Annotated in this window: 15 protein-coding genes; all 15 read left to right on the top strand. The window is 51.7% G+C overall.

Annotated features, from left to right (window positions below):
• The first annotated feature begins 108 nt into the window (after window positions 1-108).
• The 15 genes from ACLU9Q_RS03550 to ACLU9Q_RS03480 all read left to right on the top strand — a co-directional run bounded on the left by ACLU9Q_RS03550 (window position 109) and on the right by ACLU9Q_RS03480 (window position 19,745).
• Window positions 109-1,566, top strand: coding sequence for a carbohydrate ABC transporter permease (locus tag ACLU9Q_RS03550; protein WP_296838113.1), 1,458 nt, complete (start codon window positions 109-111; stop codon window positions 1,564-1,566).
• A complete protein-coding gene (locus ACLU9Q_RS03545; RefSeq protein ID WP_296838109.1) occupies window positions 1,566-2,420 on the top strand; it encodes a sugar ABC transporter permease in 855 nt (284 codons plus the stop codon). Before ACLU9Q_RS03550 ends, ACLU9Q_RS03545 begins: the two co-directional genes overlap by 1 nt.
• 30 nt (window positions 2,421-2,450) lie before the next feature.
• Complete coding sequence (locus ACLU9Q_RS03540) at window positions 2,451-4,289, top strand: hypothetical protein (RefSeq protein ID WP_412624667.1); 1,839 nt, start codon at window positions 2,451-2,453, stop codon at window positions 4,287-4,289.
• The gene (locus ACLU9Q_RS03535; protein WP_298514464.1) at window positions 4,262-4,486 is read left to right on the top strand and encodes a hypothetical protein; all 225 of its coding nucleotides are present in this window, start codon (window positions 4,262-4,264) and stop codon (window positions 4,484-4,486) included. The genes ACLU9Q_RS03540 and ACLU9Q_RS03535 overlap by 28 nt, the downstream gene beginning before the upstream one ends.
• 224 nt (window positions 4,487-4,710) lie before the next feature.
• Complete coding sequence (locus tag ACLU9Q_RS03530; protein WP_298514467.1) at window positions 4,711-5,856, top strand: arabinogalactan endo-beta-1,4-galactanase; 1,146 nt, start codon at window positions 4,711-4,713, stop codon at window positions 5,854-5,856.
• 29 nt (window positions 5,857-5,885) lie between these two features.
• Window positions 5,886-6,812 (top strand): TraX family protein, encoded by a 927-nt coding sequence (locus tag ACLU9Q_RS03525; RefSeq protein WP_296907325.1) that lies wholly within the window; start codon window positions 5,886-5,888, stop codon window positions 6,810-6,812.
• A 188-nt stretch (window positions 6,813-7,000) separates the two neighbouring features.
• Entirely contained in the window at window positions 7,001-8,458 is a 1,458-nt protein-coding gene (locus ACLU9Q_RS03520) for a DUF1538 domain-containing protein (protein ID WP_296834477.1), read from the top strand.
• 80 nt (window positions 8,459-8,538) lie between these two features.
• The gene (locus tag ACLU9Q_RS03515; protein WP_296834434.1) at window positions 8,539-9,228 is read left to right on the top strand and encodes a P-II family nitrogen regulator; all 690 of its coding nucleotides are present in this window, start codon (window positions 8,539-8,541) and stop codon (window positions 9,226-9,228) included.
• 121 nt (window positions 9,229-9,349) lie between these two features.
• Window positions 9,350-10,327 carry a LacI family DNA-binding transcriptional regulator gene (locus ACLU9Q_RS03510; protein WP_412624666.1) on the top strand — a complete coding sequence of 326 codons (978 nt, stop codon included), beginning with the start codon at window positions 9,350-9,352 and terminating at the stop codon, window positions 10,325-10,327.
• A gap of 436 nt (window positions 10,328-10,763) precedes the next feature.
• Window positions 10,764-12,089, top strand: coding sequence for an extracellular solute-binding protein (locus tag ACLU9Q_RS03505; RefSeq protein ID WP_330666978.1), 1,326 nt, complete (start codon window positions 10,764-10,766; stop codon window positions 12,087-12,089).
• Complete coding sequence (locus tag ACLU9Q_RS03500; RefSeq protein ID WP_298515074.1) at window positions 12,089-12,970, top strand: carbohydrate ABC transporter permease; 882 nt, start codon at window positions 12,089-12,091, stop codon at window positions 12,968-12,970. The genes ACLU9Q_RS03505 and ACLU9Q_RS03500 overlap by 1 nt, the downstream gene beginning before the upstream one ends.
• The gene (locus ACLU9Q_RS03495; RefSeq protein ID WP_298515077.1) at window positions 12,970-13,818 is read left to right on the top strand and encodes a carbohydrate ABC transporter permease; all 849 of its coding nucleotides are present in this window, start codon (window positions 12,970-12,972) and stop codon (window positions 13,816-13,818) included. Before ACLU9Q_RS03500 ends, ACLU9Q_RS03495 begins: the two co-directional genes overlap by 1 nt.
• A 219-nt stretch (window positions 13,819-14,037) precedes the next feature.
• The gene (locus tag ACLU9Q_RS03490; RefSeq protein WP_412624665.1) at window positions 14,038-15,555 is read left to right on the top strand and encodes a glycoside hydrolase family 32 protein; all 1,518 of its coding nucleotides are present in this window, start codon (window positions 14,038-14,040) and stop codon (window positions 15,553-15,555) included.
• An 11-nt stretch (window positions 15,556-15,566) separates the two neighbouring features.
• Window positions 15,567-17,435 carry an alpha-amylase family glycosyl hydrolase gene (locus ACLU9Q_RS03485; RefSeq protein ID WP_412624664.1) on the top strand — a complete coding sequence of 623 codons (1,869 nt, stop codon included), beginning with the start codon at window positions 15,567-15,569 and terminating at the stop codon, window positions 17,433-17,435.
• Between the two features lie 120 nt (window positions 17,436-17,555).
• On the top strand, window positions 17,556-19,745 hold the full coding sequence (locus tag ACLU9Q_RS03480; RefSeq protein WP_296834461.1) for an alpha-galactosidase: 2,190 nt from the start codon (window positions 17,556-17,558) through the stop codon (window positions 19,743-19,745).
• Window positions 19,746-19,781: the final 36 nt, after the last annotated feature.

Below are 19,781 nucleotides of genomic sequence, written 5' to 3'. Positions count from 1 at the left end.
CACGGCGTAAAATAATCAGGAAAGAACAGACATGGGCTGCTGCGAGACACCACGCCCGCGCAACAGGGCGTATGCTCGCAGTGGCTCTTTTTTCGGGAGGAAGTCATTATGGCAAGTGAGAAAAAGGGAGCTGCCGCGGCAGTCGGCGGTTTCTTCAAAGCAATTGGCAATTACTTCTCCGAATTTGGAACGGCATTTGCAAAGGGTGATGCGTTTGTAAAGCTGTCTGCACTGTGGATGGGGGCAGGCTATGCGCGCCGCAAGCAGTATGTGAAGGCGATCATCATGACAATCCTTGAGGTTGCTGTGATCGCATTTACCCTTACGTTTGCAATGCAGTATGTGCCGAAATTCGGAACACTGGGAACGGTAAAGATGGAAAAGGTCTTCAATATGCAGACCATGAAGAGTGAATTTAACGACTACGATAACTCTTTCCAGATCCTGCTGTTTTCCCTGTTCAGCTTTGTAGTCTGGGGAGCATTCATTGTTGTCTGGATGAGAAATATTGTGAACGCCTACAAGCTTCAGATGATGGAGGAAACGGGCGAGCACATCAACACCTTTAAAGAGGATCTGCACTCTTATATTGAAGAGAAATTCCATATCACCCTGCTCACCCTTCCGGTGCTCGGTATCGTGGTATTTACGGCAATCCCGATTTTGCTTTTGATCTTCGTGGCATTCACGAATTACGATCAGCAGCATATGCCGCCCACAGAGCTGTTTAGCTGGGTAGGATTTACAAACTTTTTGAGTCTGTTTGGCGGCGGCGGTCTCACCAGCACCTTCAGCTACGCTTTCGTGCGCGTACTCGGATGGACGCTGGTATGGGCATTCTTTGCAACCTTCACCACCTACATCGGCGGTATCCTGCTGTCTCTGCTTCTGAACAGCAAAAAGACAAAAGCGCCGAAATTCTGGCGTCTTCTGTTTATCATCACAATTGCCGTGCCGCAGTTCGTATCGCTGCTGCTCGTTCGAAACTTCTTCTCAAACGGCGGTATCGTCAATACGATCTGTGCGAACATCGGTCTGACCGGTTTTTTGCGTGATATCGGTCTGGTTTCGACCAGCTACATCCCGTTCCTGTCGGCTCCGGGCTGGGCGCACGTGATGATCATTCTCATCAACATCTGGATCGGCGTACCGTATCAGATGCTGATCGCAACCGGCGTGCTGATGAACCTTCCGGCGGACCAGCTTGAGAGTGCGCGCGTGGACGGCGCAAAGCCGTTCCAGATCTTCCGCAAGATCACGATGCCGTACATGCTATTCGTCACGGGACCGGCGCTGGTTACGGACTTTGTAAAGAACATCAACAACTTCAATGTAATCTACCTGCTGACGCAGGATGTATACACGACCACCAATCAGGCGATGGCAAATTCGCAGGCAAAGGAGGTCGACCTTCTGGTAACCTGGCTGTTCCGATTAACGCAGGATTACTACAACTACAAGATGGCATCGGCGATCGGTATCATCGTATTTATCATCTGTGCGGTATTCACGCTGGCAGCCTTTAACCGCATGGTAGGAAACGGAAAGGAGGAGGACTATCAATAATGAAAAAGATGAAAGGAAATCGTACATCATCTATTGTACTCCACAATTTACTGATCGCGGTTCTGGCGTTCATCTGGCTGATTCCGATCGTGTGGCTTGTCTGCACATCGTTTAGTTCCTACTCCGGAATGAACACCAGCACCTTTTTCCCGAAGGAGTGGAGCGTTATCCACTACGTCAAGCTGTTCCAGCCGGATACGGTGGCGCAGTTCCCGCAGTGGTTTATGAACACCTTTATCATCGCGTGCGTTACCTGCGTCATTTCCACAGCGTTTGTGCTGATGGTGGCATATGCGATGTCGGTGATGCGCTTCAAGGCGCGCAAGCCGCTGATGAATTTCTTCGTTATTTTAAATCTGTTTCCGGGTATGCTGGCGATGATCGCGGTGTACTTCACCTTGAAGAGCTTTAATCTGACCAACAGCTATGCCGGACTGATCATGGTATATTCTGGTTCTGCCGGTCTGGGCTATCTGATCGCGAAGGGCTTTTTCGACACGGTTCCGCGTGCGCTCTGCGAGGCGGCGCGCATTGACGGATGCAGCGAGGCGCGTATTTTCTGGCAGATCGTCATTCCGATGAGCCGTCCGATCATTGTTTATACGGTTATCAGCAGCTTCCTGGTTCCGTGGATGGACTTCGTTTATGCGAAGATGATCCTGAACGCGGGTATCTCGGAGAAGTATACTGTTGCGATCGGTCTTTATAAGATGCTGGATAAGAGCCTTATCAACAGCTACTTTACCATGTTCTGCGCAGGCGGCGTGCTGGTATCCATCCCGATCTCAATTCTGTTCATGATTATGCAGAAATTCTATGTAGAGGGTATCACGGGCGGCGCTGTAAAGGGCTAAAAAAAGGAACACGAAAGGAAATTATCTATTATGGAACAGTTTGTTGTAAATATTATCCACCGTCCGGAGATGGTGCCGGAGTATGCGGAGAAAGTAACCGGGCACGGACAGGCGGAGGATATCGGGCGCAAGGCGCTGCTCACGGAAAGTCTCGATATTTTTAAGACACAGCAGGAATGCGCGCACAAAAACGGTTTGAAAACAACGATCCAGATGACATATGCCAGCCTTTTCAACGACGAGGCGGTGGCGCTTGCAAAGGAGCATCATGAGAAATACGGTGATGAGATCGCGCTGTCGCTTCTGGGGCTTCCGTGCAAGGAATTCCGCGAGAAGTACAAAACAAAGGATTTCTGCATCTGGATGTTCTCGATGGAGGACAAGAAGGCGATCGTAAAGGACGTCTTTGGGAAGTTTTATGAGCGTTTTGGCTTTTATCCCGAATCGACTGGTTCCTACTATATGGATGCGGAGCTGACAAATTATATCAAGGAGCAGTACCCATCCGTAAAATGTGAGGTGGCAACCTGCTGGGAGGAAGGTCCGAAGGCATATCATACCTGCAACAATAGCTGGTACACCTTTATGGACGGCGGTCCCTGGGCGCCGTGGATTCCGTCGAAGCAGAACACGCACGCACCGGCGGCAAATGAGGCGGAGGATTCCGGCGTGGTGGCGATCCCGCATTTAAGCCGTGATCTGATCGCCTGCTACGATGGCAACGGTTCCAATTTCGGCACGCACCCGCAGAACGTTCTGCGCGGTATGATCTACGACACCGAGACATGGGAGTTTCCGTACCTTTACAATCTCATCGACCAGTTCCGCTACCAGGCGAAATTTAACAATGGCTACGCTTACAACATGATGTTTGTGGGACCGGGCTGGATGAACAAGATGGGACGCTGGGAGGCGCCGTACGAGCTGCTGCTGAAATCCTATGAGGAAGGCTGCGCGTACTACGGAAAGCTGAAAAAAGAGGGCAGGCTGATCGACATGACGATGAGCGAATTCGCGGATTTCTACCGTCAGAAGAAGAGCTACACGGAGCCGGAGTGCGCGCTGTGGAGAGATATTCTGTACGGAAGTAAGAAGCAGGTGTTCTGGTACTGCGACCCGTACATGCGTGTGGGCGTAAATATGGACCAGGGCGGCGCGATCGTTGATCTGCGTCCGTATGCGGCGAAGCTTAACTGGCCGGTAGGTATCGGCACGCCGCACATCCAGGATGCGAGCTATCCGTTCCTTATCCAGGAAAAGTACCGCGCGGGCTACTTCACGCATTATGCAGGCGAGGGAACCGTGCGCAGCGCAAAAATCTGCCATAACGGTGAGGAAGTCGATCTCTGCCTGTGCCGCACAAAGGCGCATTTTTCACAGGACGGCAAAAACCGCGTGCTGACGATCGATCCGGTGGATATCGAATTTGCGGATCTGACTGTGAAGCTGCAGACGGTGATGACGTTTATCGAGGGAACGGGCACCATCAAGATCGAGCGCCGCGTGCTGGAGATGAGCGATCCGACGGCAGAGGTGACGATCAACGAGTATATGGTCGGCTGCTACGGAACGACCGAGTACACGGAAGACATGAGCAGCCTGACGCTGGCGATCGAAAAGGACGGGGAAAAAGAAACGCTTGCTTACGAGTATAAGTGCCGCGAGGTTTCCATGGCGGCTGCTGAGAAGGTAAGCTGCACGCTCCCGCCGATTGACACGGTGGTTTCCATGAACTGCGAGGGCAGGGAAAAGGAAGGCTATTTCAAAGAAGGATATGCGTTCAGCCCGATGTTTACCATTGGGTACAACGGAAAATTAGCTGACAAGGAGGTCTTCACGACATGGCTCAATCTGGAAAAGGCAAATTAAATTACCGTTGTCCGTCGTGCTTTATGCGTGACCTGGACCTCGATATGTTTTACGACAAGGACAAAAAAGAGTATTACTGCCTGCGCTGCCAGTACAGAGGCACGGAGGAGGACGTCCTGGCAAAAAATCAGATGGCGCGTTTCAGGTACGGCGATATGATGACAAGATTTACCGAAGAGGATTTTGAAAACTTTTAGGATCCGTCTGGCACAGACCGAAGCACTTGCTGCTGAGGTCGTAAGAAAGTGATTCATGAGTGCAAAATCCCATCAGAGAAACTGATCGTAAATGGATTTTGCATTGTAACCAGGAAGGCACTGAATAGGTTGCTGTGAACGGAGTGAACAGTAACGAATAGGTTACCGTGCAGGTCTGCGTGAGAATACAGGCTTGCACGGTATTTTACTTGTGAGGTATAATTATGGAAAAATGGATTACCGGTATGGATCTGTCCACCCTGCTGGAGGTGGAGCGCTGCGGCGGAAAATTTTATGACGGGGGAGCCCGCCGCGATGCGATGGATATTCTGAAGGATTATGGGATGAATATGGTGCGGCTGCGCCTGTGGAATGATCCGTTTGACGAGGACGGGAATTCCTACGGAGCGGGCGGCAATGATATAGAGACGACACTTGCGCTGGCAAAGCGCGCGAAGGAAAAGGGAATCGGCTGGCTGCTGGATTTCCATTACAGCGATTTCTGGGCGGACCCCGGAAAGCAGATCCCGCCGAAGGCGTGGCAGGGCATGAACGAGGATGAGCTTACCGCGGCGGTGTATGATTACACCGCGGAGGTGCTGCAGCACTGTGGGAAGGAGGATATCCTGCCGCAGATGGTTGCGGTCGGTAATGAGCTGACAAACGGACTGCTCTGGCCTTACGGCAGAGTGCCGGACTTTAAGAATATTGTAAGGTTTATCAATGCAGGCATCCGTGCGGTGCACGAAACAGCTCCGGGGCTTCCGGTGATGCTCCATCTGGATAATGGCGGAAACAATGCGCTTTACCGGAACTGGTTCGACCGGTATTTTGCGGAGGGCGGGGAGGACTTCACGTATATCGGGCTTTCCTACTATCCGTTCTGGCACGGGACGATGGAAATGCTGCGGGAAAATATGAACGACATCGCGCGGCGCTACGGCAAGGATCTGATCGTCGCTGAGGTGTCCATGGGACATACGATGGAGGACTACAAGGAATATGAAAAGCTGCCTGACGCGCAGCGCAAGGGCATGGCCACGCGGAAAGAGCTGGCGGAAAAGATTGCTTACCAGATGACGGAGCAGGGGCAGGCGGACTTTATGAGAGACATTTTAAGGCTTATCCGCGAGGTGCCGGACGGTCGCGGCAGGGGATTTTTCTACTGGGAACCGGCGTGGATCCCGGTGCCGGGAAGCGGCTGGGCGACGGAAAAGGCATGCGCCTATATGGGAGAGAAAGGTCCCGGCGGAAACGAGTGGGCGAATCAGGCGCTCTTTGATTACGATGGAAATGCGCTTCCGGCGCTGGAGGTAATCCGCGGCTTTGCGCAGAATGCCGGGGACGACGGGGAGACCGCAGGAGTGTAAAAGGAGAGCGGAAGGCAGTCTGCCGGAATTTGAGCGAAAAGCAGACGGAGCGCCTGCCGGTTTTCACAGGAAAAACGGACGAAAGTGCAGGCTTTCGCACGGAAAACAAAACGGAAGAAAGCGTTCGGCGGCAAAAGGGAAATGCTGCCGGGCAGAACGGGAAAGGAGAAGAACAGGAAATGGCTGGTATGACAGGAAGAAGAAACGTAGTCTGGAAGACGCCGGAGATAACGTCCTTTGGGCTGAAAATGTTTGCCTGCGCGGCAATGCTGCTGCAGACGATCGGGATCACGATCGTGCAGAACGGAATCATTCATCTGGGCAGCTATACGCAGGAGGAGCTGTCGCAGGCGATGGCGGCGGACTCCGCGCTGATGACGCAGGCAGGCGTCGGCTCCGTCCTGCAGCTTATAGGAGGACTGGCGGTGCCGGTGTTTGCGTTTCTGCTGGTGGAGGGCTTTTTAAATACCTCCAGCTATCGCAATTATTTGCTTGGCATGGTCATCTTTGCGCTGCTCAGTGAGATACCCTACGACTACGCTGTCAGCCAGAAGGTCATCGACTGGTCGTCCCAGAATGCGCTGGTGACAATGTGCATCTGCCTGCTGATGCTCTACTTCCTGCGCATGGGAAAAGAGAAAGGCGGCGCGGCGGGCGGATTCCTGCAGGCGCTCATCGTGCTGTGCGCGGTCGCCTGGGTGACGTTGTTCCGTTCGGCGTATGGACTCTGCATGGTGCTGCTTGTGGCGATCTTCTATATTTTCTACACGAAAAACGTGCTGAAAATGATACTCGGCGCGATCGTGAGCCTTTTGTATGTCACCGGACCGCTCTCTTTCTATCCTATCTGGTGCTACAACGGCGTGCGCAAAGACAAATTCTCCAAATACGTATTCTACGCCTTTTATCCGCTGCACCTGCTCGTACTGGGACTGATCGCGAATCTGCTCCTATAGCGTCTGCACAGAAAAGTTAATACTTTTTTTATGGGGATAACGCTTGTCTTGAAAAAAGTTTTCCGGTATACTGGGATGGTATAAAGATTTGTGCGGGGAGGAAGTGCCGATTGCTGTATACACCGGGTACGAGAGAAAAGCTAAAGGAAAAATTAAAGGAGAAGCTGAAGGAAGCGCTGCAGGCGGTTATGCCGATTGTTGCAATCGTGCTGATACTGTCGTTTACTATTACGCCGATTTCCCCAAGCATTCTCCTTTGTTTTTTAATAGGTTCTATTCTGGTCATTATCGGGATGATGTTTTTTACGCTTGGTGCGGAGCTTGCCATGTCGCCGATGGGTGAACGTATGGGTGTGTGTATGGCAAAGACGCAGAAGCTGGGGATGGTTGTTGTGATCGCATTCCTGCTTGGCTTTGTCATTACCATATCGGAGCCGGATCTGCAGGTGCTTGCGCAGCAGGTGCCGTCGGTGCCGAATATGGTGCTGATTATAGCGGTGGCGTGCGGTGTCGGACTGCTACTTGTGGCGGCAATTCTGCGTATGCTGTTCGGCATTGAGCTTTCCCGGATGCTGATTGTGTTATATCTGATGGTTTTCGTGCTGGTATTTTTTGTGCCGGAGAGCTTCCAGAGCATTGCATTTGACTCCGGCGGTGTGACGACGGGACCGATGACCGTGCCCTTTATCATGGCGCTCGGCGTCGGCATCGCTTCCATCCGGAGTGACCGCCATGCGGCGGACGACAGCTTTGGTCTGGTTTCGCTCTGCTCGGTGGGACCGATTATTGCGGTGCTGCTGCTTGGCATGATTTATCATCCGCAGGAGGGCGCTTATGCGCTGCAGGAAATCCCGGAAATTGCGGATTCGAAGGAGCTGTGGGCGCTGTTCGGCGAGGGCTTTCCGGAATATTTCCGGGAGATTGCCCTGTCGGTGCTGCCGATCGTGGTATTCTTCGGAATTTTCCAGATTCTGTTTCTGAAGCTGTCAAAGAAAAATCTGGTGAGGATTCTTGTCGGGCTTGTCTATACATATATCGGGCTGGTGCTGTTTCTCACGGGAGCGAATGTGGGCTTTATGCCTGCCGGAAATTATCTGGGGCAGGTGCTGGCGAGCCTGAATCATCCCTGGATCCTGGTGCCGATCGGTATGCTGATTGGCTTCTTTATCGTGCGCGCCGAGCCGGCGGTCTACGTGCTGAATAAGCAGGTGGAGGAGATTACGGACGGCATGATTTCGGCGGGGACAATGGGAACCGCTCTTTCCATTGGGGTGTCGGTATCCGTCGGGATTGCCATGATACGTGTGCTTACCGGTATTTCCATTTTGTGGTTTGTGATTCCGGGATATGCGATCGCGCTGGGGATTTCCTTTTTTGTTCCGAAAATCTACACGGCGATAGCATTTGACTCCGGCGGCGTGGCGTCGGGACCGATGACAGCTACCTTTCTGCTGCCGCTGGCGCAGGGCGCCTGCATTGCGCTTGGCGGAAATCTTGTCACGGACGCTTTTGGCGTAGTGGCGATGGTAGCGATGACGCCGCCGATTACCATCCAGCTCCTCGGACTGTTCTCACACCTTACAGCGAAACAGCCGGAGATCGCAGAGACGGGAGAGCTGGACGACGATGCGATTATCGAACTGTAACGGCACAGACGAAAGCTGTGTGAGTATGGCATCCGGTGTGAAGGAAGCTGCCGGATGTGTGCCGGGCGTGGGAGGAAAATATGAGCGAACTGTATATGATGGTATCTGTTTTAAATAAATATAAGGTGAAGAAAATTTCGGAGTTCTACGGGCAGCAGGGCATCAGCGTGATAATGTGGATGATGGCGCGGGGAACCGCCGCCGGTGAGATCCTGGATTATTTTGGTCTGGAGGAATCGACAAAGGTAGTGTTGATTTCGTTGGTTACGCGTGAAACCTGGGGTGATGTAAAAAAGGGGCTGCGCGAGAAGCTGAATATTGAAGTGCCCGGTACGGGAATTGTCTTTATCATCCCGGTGAGCAGCATCGGAGGGGAAAAACAGCTCCGGTTTCTGACGGAGCGCCAGAATTTTGTGAAGGGGGAGGAGAGCAGCTTGAAGGATACAAAATACGAACTTCTGATTGCCATTTCAAACCAGGGGTACACGGAGCTTGTCATGGATGCGGCGCGCGGTGCGGGCGCGGGCGGCGGAACCGTGGTTCACGCCAAGGGAACCGGAATGGAGGGTGCAAAGAAGTTCCTCGGCGTATCTCTGGCGGAGGAAAAGGAAATCGTGCTTATTGTGGTGAAAAGCGTCGATAAAAACAGCGTGATGCGGGCGATTATGGACGAAGCGGGGCTGGAGAGCAAGGCGCGAACCATTATATTTTCCCTGCCTGTTACGAGTGCGCTGGGTATGCGCCTGATGGAGCCGGTGCCGGAAGAGTAGTCTTAACAGAGCGGCTTGACAGGGCTGTTATGGGCAGGCTGTCCTTAATATGTTTAGCGGTTGACACATTGTCGGAAAAATGGTATATTTAAGGAAAGAAAACGACAGAGAAGGTGAAACAGTGGCGACTTTAAAGGATGTTGCGCGGGAGGCGGGGCTGACCGTCGGCACCGTGTCAAGAGTGCTCAACAACAGGGGGTATATCAGCGGGCAGACAAGAGAAAAGGTATACGATGTGATGAAGAGGCTGAATTATCAGCCGAACGAGATGGCGCGTTCGCTTTCCAAGCAGAAAAGCAATACCATCGGCGTGATCGTTCCGCACATTGTTCATCCGTTTTTCTCAAAGGTGATCAGCAATCTGGAGCAGGCGGCGTATAACAGTCGGTACCGGATACTTCTTTTCAATTCCAAAGAAAAGGAGGAAAAAGAGGAGGAATACATAGAGGCGTGCAAGAGCAACCGGGTGGCGGGAGTGATCCTGTGCAGCGGTTCCTTCAGCACGGAGAAATTCAAAAATCTCGGATTTCCGCTGATTACAATTGAGCGTTTTCTGGATGCGGGCACTGCCGGCATCGAATGCGACAACTACAGCGGCGGCGTGCTGGCGGCGGAGCATCTGATCGGCAGGGGGTGTAAGTGCCTGCTGCATATCGGCGGCGTCAATGAGCAGCCAATGCCCGCGGACAGCAGAAAGGCAGCTTTTGAGGAGGTGTGCAGGCGGCACGGCGTCGAGCATTATGCGGTCGACCCGGGGCAGGCATTTTATGATGATATGAACTATTATCCGGTTATCAGAAGTGCACTGGAGCAGTATCCGCACACGGACGGTATTTTCGCCAGCTCAGACGTGATCGCGGCGCAGGCGATTAAGGTATGCTGCGAGAGAAACATGGAGGTTCCGGGGCAGATGAAGATCGTCGGGTACGATGATGTGATGATCGCGTCCCTGATGTCGCCCGGCATCACGACGATCCGCCAGCCGGTGAAGGAAATGGCGGAGGCGGCCATTTCGGCGGTGGTGCGTTCTGCGGCAGGCGAGATGGTCCCGGCAAGAAGTGTCTTCCCGGTGAGTTTGGTGATAAGGGAGAGCACCTGACGGGGAAAGGGCGCTTTGCCGGATAAAGAGACAGCAGAAAATCAGCCTTATAGAGAGTATACAGCATGATTATGCATGTACTCTCTTTTTTGTTGCATGGAAAATTGCGCCGGATTTCCTGCTCGGCCCCAAAAGATCTGTGGGGATGCACACGTAAAAGCAAAATAAATGCAGCATATATTTGGCAGAAAATACAGATTTTTTTTGAAAACATAACATACGATAAACATTCGCGAAAATGGAGTGAAATGTCGAGTAATCACTTTTAAACAAAATTGATGGTAAAAACATACAAAAATATAAACGTATTTTCGTGAATATGTACTGAAAATGCAAAAATGGGGCGGTTTTATTGTGATAATCGGTTGACATATGAAGCGCGATTGTGCTAAGATATGACTATCAAAAGCAGAAAAAAAGAAGGGAGGATGTATTTATGAAACAACACAAAAAAACTGCCGCAGGTGTCATCGCGCTGATGGGGCTTGCGGCAACTGCGGCGCTGCTTTCCGGCTGCGGCGCAAAAGAAGGAGCAGACGGCAAGACGGTCATTGAAATTGTCCAGTACAAGCCGGAAGCAGTAAAAGCCTTCGAGGCACTGGAGGAGAAATTTAACGCAACACATGATGACATTGAGCTGAAGATCGATTCTCCGAACGATGCAATGACCATCCTGAAAACGAGATTTATCCGTGAGGATTATCCGGAGATTATTGGCATCGGTGGCGATATCAACTATTCCAATTTCCTGGATTCTGATATGCTGATGGATATTTCCGACTATCAGGGGCTGAGTGAGATCAAGGAATCCTATCTTCGCACGGATAAAGAGCTGGAATTTATCCCGTATGATGGCGTTTATGCAGTTCCGTACATGGCAAATGCAGCCGGTGTCCTGTATAACAAGGATATCTTTGACGAACATGGATGGACAATTCCGACCACACTGGATGAATTCTATAAACTCTGCGATGATATCCAGGCAGCGGGCATTCAGCCGCTTTACTTTGGATTTAAGGATACCTGGACATGTTTTGCACCATGGAATGCGATCTGCGTAGACCTTGCACCGTCTGATATCTGCTCACAGGTAAATGCGGGTACGGCAAAATTCGCAGATGCATATCGCCCGGTAGCGGAAGTAACAAAATCTTTGCTCCAGTATGCACAGGCAGACCCGTATGCATACAGCTATAACGATGCCTGCACGGCATTTGCAAGAGGGGAATCCGCAATGTATGTAATCGGAAGCTATGCGGTTCCGCAGATTAAATCCGTAAATCCGGATATCAATATTGATTCTTTCGTATTCCCGGCAAGCAATAATGCTGACGAAAACCTCCTTAATTCCGGTAACGACCTTCAGTGGTCTGTTATGGCAGGAATGGAAGACAAAAAGGACGCTATCTACGAGGTGCTGGATTTCCTGTATGAAGATGAGAATATCCAGACATATCTGGATGACCAGAGTGCGGTTCCATGTAAGAAGGGTGACTTCGAGCTTCCATCCATGCTGGATGGCATGAAGGAATACATCGAAAATGATAAGATGGCGGACTATCAGGACCATCACTATCCGTCTGAGATGGCGGTAGACGCAATGATTCAGACCTTCCTGATGGATGACAGCGAAAATGCGCTGGATACCTTCCTTGAGAGATTTGATACAGAGTGGGTTCGTTACAACCGCGACCTCGTCACAAAGGTTCAGAAGTTCTACGAAGAGCATCCGGAAAAACTGACAGAAGGGGGAGAAGAGTGATGAAATTATCTAAAGGGGCACAGGACAGAAAACGTACATTTATGCTGATTACGATTCCGATACTGGCATTGTTTTTCTGCTTTAATACGTTGCCGCTGATTAAAGGCTTCATGTACAGCTTCACAAATTTTAAAGGCTATGGTTCTTATGAGTGGGTTGGCCTTCGAAACTACATAGACCTGTTTTCCGATGCGCGTGTGGGGAAATCTTATTGGTTTACTTTTAAGTATGCACTGGTCAGCACAATTATCACTAATATAATCAGTCTGATTCTTGCGCTGGGGCTTAACAGTAAAATCAAATTTAAGAGTGCGCTCCGCGGAATTTACTTTATCCCGAACGTACTCGGCGGACTGGTTATCGGCTACATTTTCAGCTTTATCTTCACCTATGTTCTGCCGGCGATCGGACAGGCACTCGGTATTGGAGCGCTGAGCAGCAGTATGCTTTCCAGCACGAACACGGCATGGATTGCTATTGTAATCGTAGGATGCTGGCAGGCAATTGCAATGAATACCATCATTTATATTTCCGGTCTTCAGACCGTTCCGGAGGATGTATATGAGGCGGGTGCAATTGACGGTGTAAGCGGATGGAAACAGTTTAAAGAGCTTACCTTCCCGCTGATTATTCCGTTCTTCTCCATCAACATGGTACTTTGCATGAAAAACTTCCTGATGGTATTCGATCAGATTATGGCATTGACAAAGGGCGGTCCTTCCCAGAGCACAGAGTCTATCTCCTACCTGATTTATAATAATGGTATGAGCGGCGGACAGTTTGGTTTCCAGAGTGCGAACGCATTCGTATTCTTTGTCGTAATTGTTGTTATTTCCGTAGCACAGACAATGATTACCAACAGAAAGGAGGAGCAGTTATAATGCGTAAGACGAATAAAGCAGCAAGAACGGTCAACTGGCCGATTACAATTCTGTTGATTATCGGCTGTGTGACGATTTTCTTTCCCTTATATATGGCAGTAATCATCGCATTCAAGCAGCCTTCTGAAATGACAAACGATATTGCCGGTGCACTGTCGCTTCCGGCATCCTGGAGCCTTTCAAATTTTGCAGAGGCGATGCGCGTGACTGATTTCTGGCATTCTCTTGGCAACAGCTTACTCCTTACGGTAACCACCGTTGTACTTTCTATTGTGATTCACGGTCTTGGCGGTTATGCGATCGGACGCAGCATGAAGGGCAGCAAATTTTACAATTTTGCGTACCTGTATATTGTAAGCGGTATGTTCGTACCGTTTGCGATTCTGATGATGCCGCTGGTTAAGCAGACGGCGCAGATGGGTATTGCGAACCGTCTTGGCGTTATCCTTTGTTATACGGTGTTCTATATGCCGCTGAACCTGATGCTGTACAGAGGTTATCTGACCAACATTCCGCTGGCGCTGGAAGAAGCGGCGCGTGTAGACGGTGCGACGACATGGAAGACCTACTGGTCTATCGTGTTCCCGATCATGAAACCGATGCATGCTACCGTTGCCGTTCTGACGGCGATGAGCACCTGGAACGATGTTATGACACCGCTTGTTATTATGTCCGGTACCGGACAGAATACGTTGCCGCTGGCGCAGCTCAACTTTCAGACACAGTTTGGTACGAATTACAACCTGGCATTTGCATCCTACCTGCTGGCATTGATTCCGATTCTTCTGTTCTATATCGTATGCCAGAAGCAGATTTTAAATGGTGTTGTAAACGGCGCTGTTAAGTAGTATAGCTTCCGAGCTTTGTACTTGGACGCAAGGAACTGTGTACGATCCTGGTTCTGTACCTGTTCCTGCAGAGATATATTGCAGAGGATGTAACCTCCGGTGCAGTAAAAGGCTGATGCGAAAAGGTTTTTCTGACGCAGCGGGAAGTGTATCTTGCATTCCCGCTGCGTTTTGTTTATGATTATAGAGAAAACCCAACAGCTTTACGGAGGACAGAATATGGAATATGGCATAAAAATAAATCAGAAATACCTGGGGATCCCGGTGTATGCCGGAAGGCAGGAGGAGCTCCTGGAGATTTTTTGCGGTGAGGAGAAGCTGTTTGAATTTCAGGTGCCGGTAAACCAGAAGGAAACGGACGGGAAATGCGATTATTACAGCTATCTGAATGTAGAAAAATACCGGGGACATGAGCTGGCTCTGCGGGGCGATTTTTCCGAAGCGTTTTTTGAGGAGCTTGTGCAGGCCGACAGCGACGCGCAGGAGCCGCTGGTAAGACCGCTGATTCATTTCACGGCGCAGAGAGGGTGGATCAACGATCCGAACGGTCTGGTGTATCACGACGGCAGGTACCACCTGTTTTTTCAGTACAATCCGATGAATACGCGCTGGCAGAACATGTCGTGGGGACACGCAGTTTCGGAGGATCTGCTTCACTTTACGCAGAAAGAAGAGGCGCTGTACCCGGATGAAAACGGCACGATGTATTCCGGCTGCGGTCTTGTCAACGAGCGGGGAATGCTGGATTTGCCGAAGGATGCGCTGCTGTTTTACTACACGGCGGCAGGCGGGGGAAACCGGTGGAGTAAGGATAAGCTGTTCACGCAGCGCATCGCTTACAGCACGGACGGCGGCGAGACACTTGTCAAGCTTCCGAAGGAGGCGATCGGCGTGATCGAGCCGGACAGCCGGGACCCGAAAATCTTCTGGCATGAGGAGACGGGCGCCTATATCATGGTACTCTGGCTCTGTGAGAATAAATTTGGCTTTTTCCGCTCGGAAAATCTGAAGGACTGGGAGATGACGGACAGCATCGACCTTGCCGGGGCGTGGGAGTGCCCCGATCTTTTCCGGCTGGCGTGCGGGGACGAATCCATCTGGGTGTTTACAAGCGCTGACGGCTTTTATTATCTGGGACAGTTTGATGGCTATGAATTCCGGACAGACGGCGTGCAGCACAGGGCGTACATTACGAATCTGCCCTATGCGGCGCAGACCTACAGCGGCGTGGAAGACCGCGTGATCAGCGTTCCGTGGCTGCGCACCCACAACGCCGGGAAGCTTTATACCGGCATGATGGGGCTTGGGCGCGAGCTGAGTCTGGTGAAACGAAACGGAAAAATTTTGCTTTCGCTGCTTCCGGTGCGCGAATACGAGGAGACGAAAGAGACGGCGGCAGAATTTGCGCTTGGAGATGACGGCTTCGTTCTGGAGACGGAGAGGGATGCCGTGACCGAGATCATTCTGGAGCCGACAGATGCGAAAAGTATTTCCATGCAGTTTTTCGGACAGGAGATGGCTATCCGCGATAAAATGATTTTCTGCAGGGAGGAGTGGACGCCGCTGCCGGAGAAAATCGAGGATATCCATATTCTGATCGACCGGGGAATCCTGGAAATTTATGCAAATCACGGGACGATGAATGTGTACTATGAGACGGATTCGGACGTTCTGTGCGGGAAAATTGTGATTAAGGGCGGAAAGGGAACGGGCAGGATCTGTACCTGGAAGCCGTAAGGAGGAGAACCATGCAAACGCAGAAAGAGAAAAACAGGCTTGCTTTTGAGGAAGCAGAATATCAGAAGCGTTTTCGGAAGAATTTGGACGAGCTGAAATGGCTCTATATGGAATTATATCAGAACGACTGGATGTTCGACGAGCTGTGCGGACAGATGCACCGGTTTTATCTGGAGCGGCGCGAGAGTCTGAAGGAAATGGACCGCCGGCGCGAGAAAAATCCGGAATGGTTTAAACAGAACGACATGATGGGCATGATGCTGTACGTGGATAATTTTGCCGACAATCTGCAGGGTGTCCGCCAAAAGCTTGATTATCTAAAGGAGTGCGGCGTAAATTATATTCATCTGATGCCGCTGCTGGAGAGCCCGAAGGACCGCTCGGACGGCGGCTATGCGGTGGCGGATTTCCGAAAGGTGCAGCCGGAGCTTGGCACCATGGAGGATCTGGAGACGGTGACGGAGGCATGCCACAAAAAGCAGATGAGTGTGTGTATGGATTTTGTGATGAACCATACGTCAGAGGATCATGAGTGGGCGGTGCGCGCGCGAAAGGGCGAGGGCGAATATATGAGCCGCTACTTCTTCTATGATAACTACAGCATCCCGGAGCAGTACGAGCGGACGGTGCCGCAGGTGTTCCCGACAACGGCGCCCGGCAACTTTACCTGGCTGCCGGAAATCGGTCATTACGTCATGACGACCTTTTACCCGTATCAGTGGGACCTGAATTACCGCAATCCGCGGGTTTTCAACGAAATGATGTATAATTTCCTGTTTTTTGCCAATGTTGGAATTGACGTGATACGCATTGATGCGGTACCATATATCTGGAAGCAGTTGGGTACGGACTGCCGTAATCTTCCACAGGTCCACACCATTGTGCGCATGATGCGTATGATCGGCGAGATTGTCTGCCCCGGCGTGCTGCTGCTGGGCGAGGTGGTGATGGAGCCGTCCAAGGTGGCTCCGTATTTTGGAACAGTGGAGAAGCCGGAATGCCACATGCTGTATAATGTGACCACGATGGCGACCATGTGGAATTCGCTGGCGACCAGAGATACCCGCCTTCTGAAGCGGCAGATGGATATTCTGGCACAGCTTCCGAAGGAATATGTATTTTTGAATTACCTCCGCTGCCATGACGACATCGGCTGGGGGCTGGATTACGCAACGCTGCAGTGGTGGGGCATGGAGGAACGGTCCCACAAGCAGTATATTAACGACTTTTTTACCGGGAAGGCGGCGGGCAGCTACAGCCGCGGCGAGCTTTATAATGCGGACCCGGTGACGGGGGACGCGCGCTTCTGCGGAACGGCGGCTTCCATGTGCGGTGTGGAGAAGGCGGGCTTCGAGCAGGATGACGAACAGATGACGTATGCGATCCAGCGGGATCTGATGCTTCATGCGTTTATGTTTACACAGTCCGGCATTCCGATGCTCTACAGCGGCGACGAGGTGGGCCAGACCAACGATTACGCATACAGGGAGGTTCCGGAAAAGGCGCCGGATTCCCGTTACGTTCACCGCGGAAAATTCCGCTGGGAGCTGGTTGACGAGATAGAGCAGACCGGCACGGTCTCGGAGCGTATATTCCACGGACTGCAGAAACTGGAGAAAATCCGCAGTGAGGAGGCGGTATTTACTTCGACGGCGGATTTTTATACATTGGAGACCGGCGAGCAGGCGGTAATTTGTATTGTGCGCAGATATGCGGGGGAAAAGCTGATAGGGCTTTTTAACTTCAGCGAATTTGAAAAGACCGCCTGGATCGAGGAAACAGACGGAGAATACCGGGATCTGGTGACCGGGAAGAATGTGACGGCATCGGCGGTGAAGGTTCCCGGAAATGGATTCTTCTGGCTGAAAAAAGTAAAGTAGGATTGCGGGAGGGCGTAGCATAGAGCCCTAAAGGACTAGCTGCGCGTCGCAATCCGCAGGCATCATAAAGTATATCATAGAAGGATGAGTCGGACAGGCAGAGAAGGAGAGGCATAGGATATGGCGATTTTATACAATGAGCAGGCAAAAACGTTTACACTCCAGACGGCAAAGAGCGCTTACCAGATGAAGGTAGATGATCACGGCGTGCTTTTGCACACGTACTACGGCGCACCTGCTGATGAAAGTGATTTTTCTTATCTGATCGTTCCGGAGGATCACGGCTTTTCCGGGCAGCCGGGCGATGTGAATGAGCGCACCTACTCGATGGATTACTATCCGCTGGAGTATGCGGTTTACGGGAACGGCGATTTCCGCGTGTCTGCGATGAAGGCGGGCAGGGCAGGAATGGTTCCGGCGCTGGATCTGCGGTATGTCTCGCACAAGATTTACGATGGAAAATATGCGCTGCCGCAGCTCCCGGCGATGTTTGCCGGTCAGGAGAGCGATGTGCAGACGTTGGAGATCACGCTGAAGGATTTATATGAAGAGATTTATGTAAAGCTTTTTTACGGGGTGTTTGCAGAGAAAAATGTGATCACCCGTGCTGCGGCGGTGGAAAACCGGGGCACGGCTCCGGTGGAGCTGAAACGTATGATGGGCATGTCAATAGACTTTCCGCACGAAGAATTGGAGCTGCTTCATTTTCACGGAAAGCACGCGGGCGAGCGGCAGGCGGAGCGCAGAGCGCTTCCGCACGGCATCACGGAGATTGGCAGCGGACGGGGAACTTCCAGTCACCAGCACAATCCGTTCGTGATCCTTTGTGAGAAGGGCGCGACGGAGGATGCCGGCGGCTGCTATGGAGTTTCGCTTTTATACAGCGGCTGCTTCCGCATTCAGATGGAGCGCGATCAGTTTGACAGCCTGCGTCTTGTTTGCGGACTTTCCGACGACGAATTTTCCTGGACGCTGCAGCCGCAGGAGTGCTTTTATACGCCGGAGACGGCGCTTTCCTACACGCCGGACGGGCTGACGGATCTGTCGCAGTGTCTGCAGCGGGCTTATTTTGACTGTCTGATACGCAGCCCGTGGAAAAACAAAAAGCGCCCGGCTCTGGTAAATAACTGGGAAGCGACATACTTCGATTTCAACGCGGAAAAGCTGCTGGCGATAGCACGGCAGGCGGCGGACCTTGGTCTGGATATGATGGTGCTGGACGACGGCTGGTTTGGAAAGCGCGACGACGACAATTCCGGGCTTGGCGACTGGTATGTGAATGAAAAGAAGCTTGGCTGCAGCCTGAGAGAGCTTGTGGAGGAAATAAAGAAGCTGGGACTGAAATTCGGCATCTGGATAGAGCCGGAGATGGTTTCCGAGGACAGCGACCTCTACCGTGCGCATCCGGAATGGGCGCTGACTATTCCGGGAAGGCAGCCGGGGCGCGGCAGAAACCAGCTTGCGCTGGATCTGTCAAACCGGGAGGTGCTGGAATATCTGAAGGAATGCATTGACCGGGTGATGCAGAGCGCCGACATTTCCTATATAAAATGGGATATCAACCGCAGTATTGATAATATTTACAGCAATGCAAACCCGCAGCTTTCCCAGGGAGCGATCCGTCATCTCTATGTGCTGGGGCTGTACGAGCTCCAGGAGTATTTGATTACGCGATACCCGGACGTTCTTCTGGAGGGCTGCAACGGAGGCGGCGGAAGATTTGATGCCGGAATGCTTTACTACGCGCCGCAGATCTGGTGCAGTGACAATACGGATGCGATCGAGCGTCTGCGGATACACTATGGAACCTCCTTCGGCTACCCGATGTCGGCGGTTGCCGCTCATGTTTCGGTGTGCCCGAACCATCAGAACGGACGCGTCACGCCGTTTCAGACGCGTGGAATCTGTGCGATGCAGGGGTCGTTCGGCTACGAGCTGGATTTAAGCCTGCTGTCCGAGGAGGATAAACAGGAGGCGCGCAGACAGATCGCGATTTATAATGAATACAGCGAGCTTTTCCGGCAGGGCGATTACTACCGCCTGAGCTCGCCGTTTGAAAACCGTGATTTTACGGCTTGGAGCTATGTGTCGCAGGATAAAACATGCGCTTCGCTGAGCGTGGTATTTACCGATTTACATGCAAACCCGAAGCCGCTGCGCGTGAAATGCAAAGGGCTGCAAAAAGACGCGCTCTATGAGGTCGGCAAAGAAACGTATACCGGCGCGGCGCTCATGCAGGGCGGGCTGGTGCTGCCCAAACCGGCGTGCAATTACGATTCCTATATGGTGTGTATGAAAAAGATAAAATAAAAAATAGAAAAATAGAAAGAAGCCTTTTCTGTCATC

It is taken from the genome of Marvinbryantia sp., from assembly GCF_047017445.1.
Classification (GTDB): domain Bacteria; phylum Bacillota; class Clostridia; order Lachnospirales; family Lachnospiraceae; genus Marvinbryantia.
This window is presented reverse-complemented; position numbering and strand designations above follow the sequence as displayed.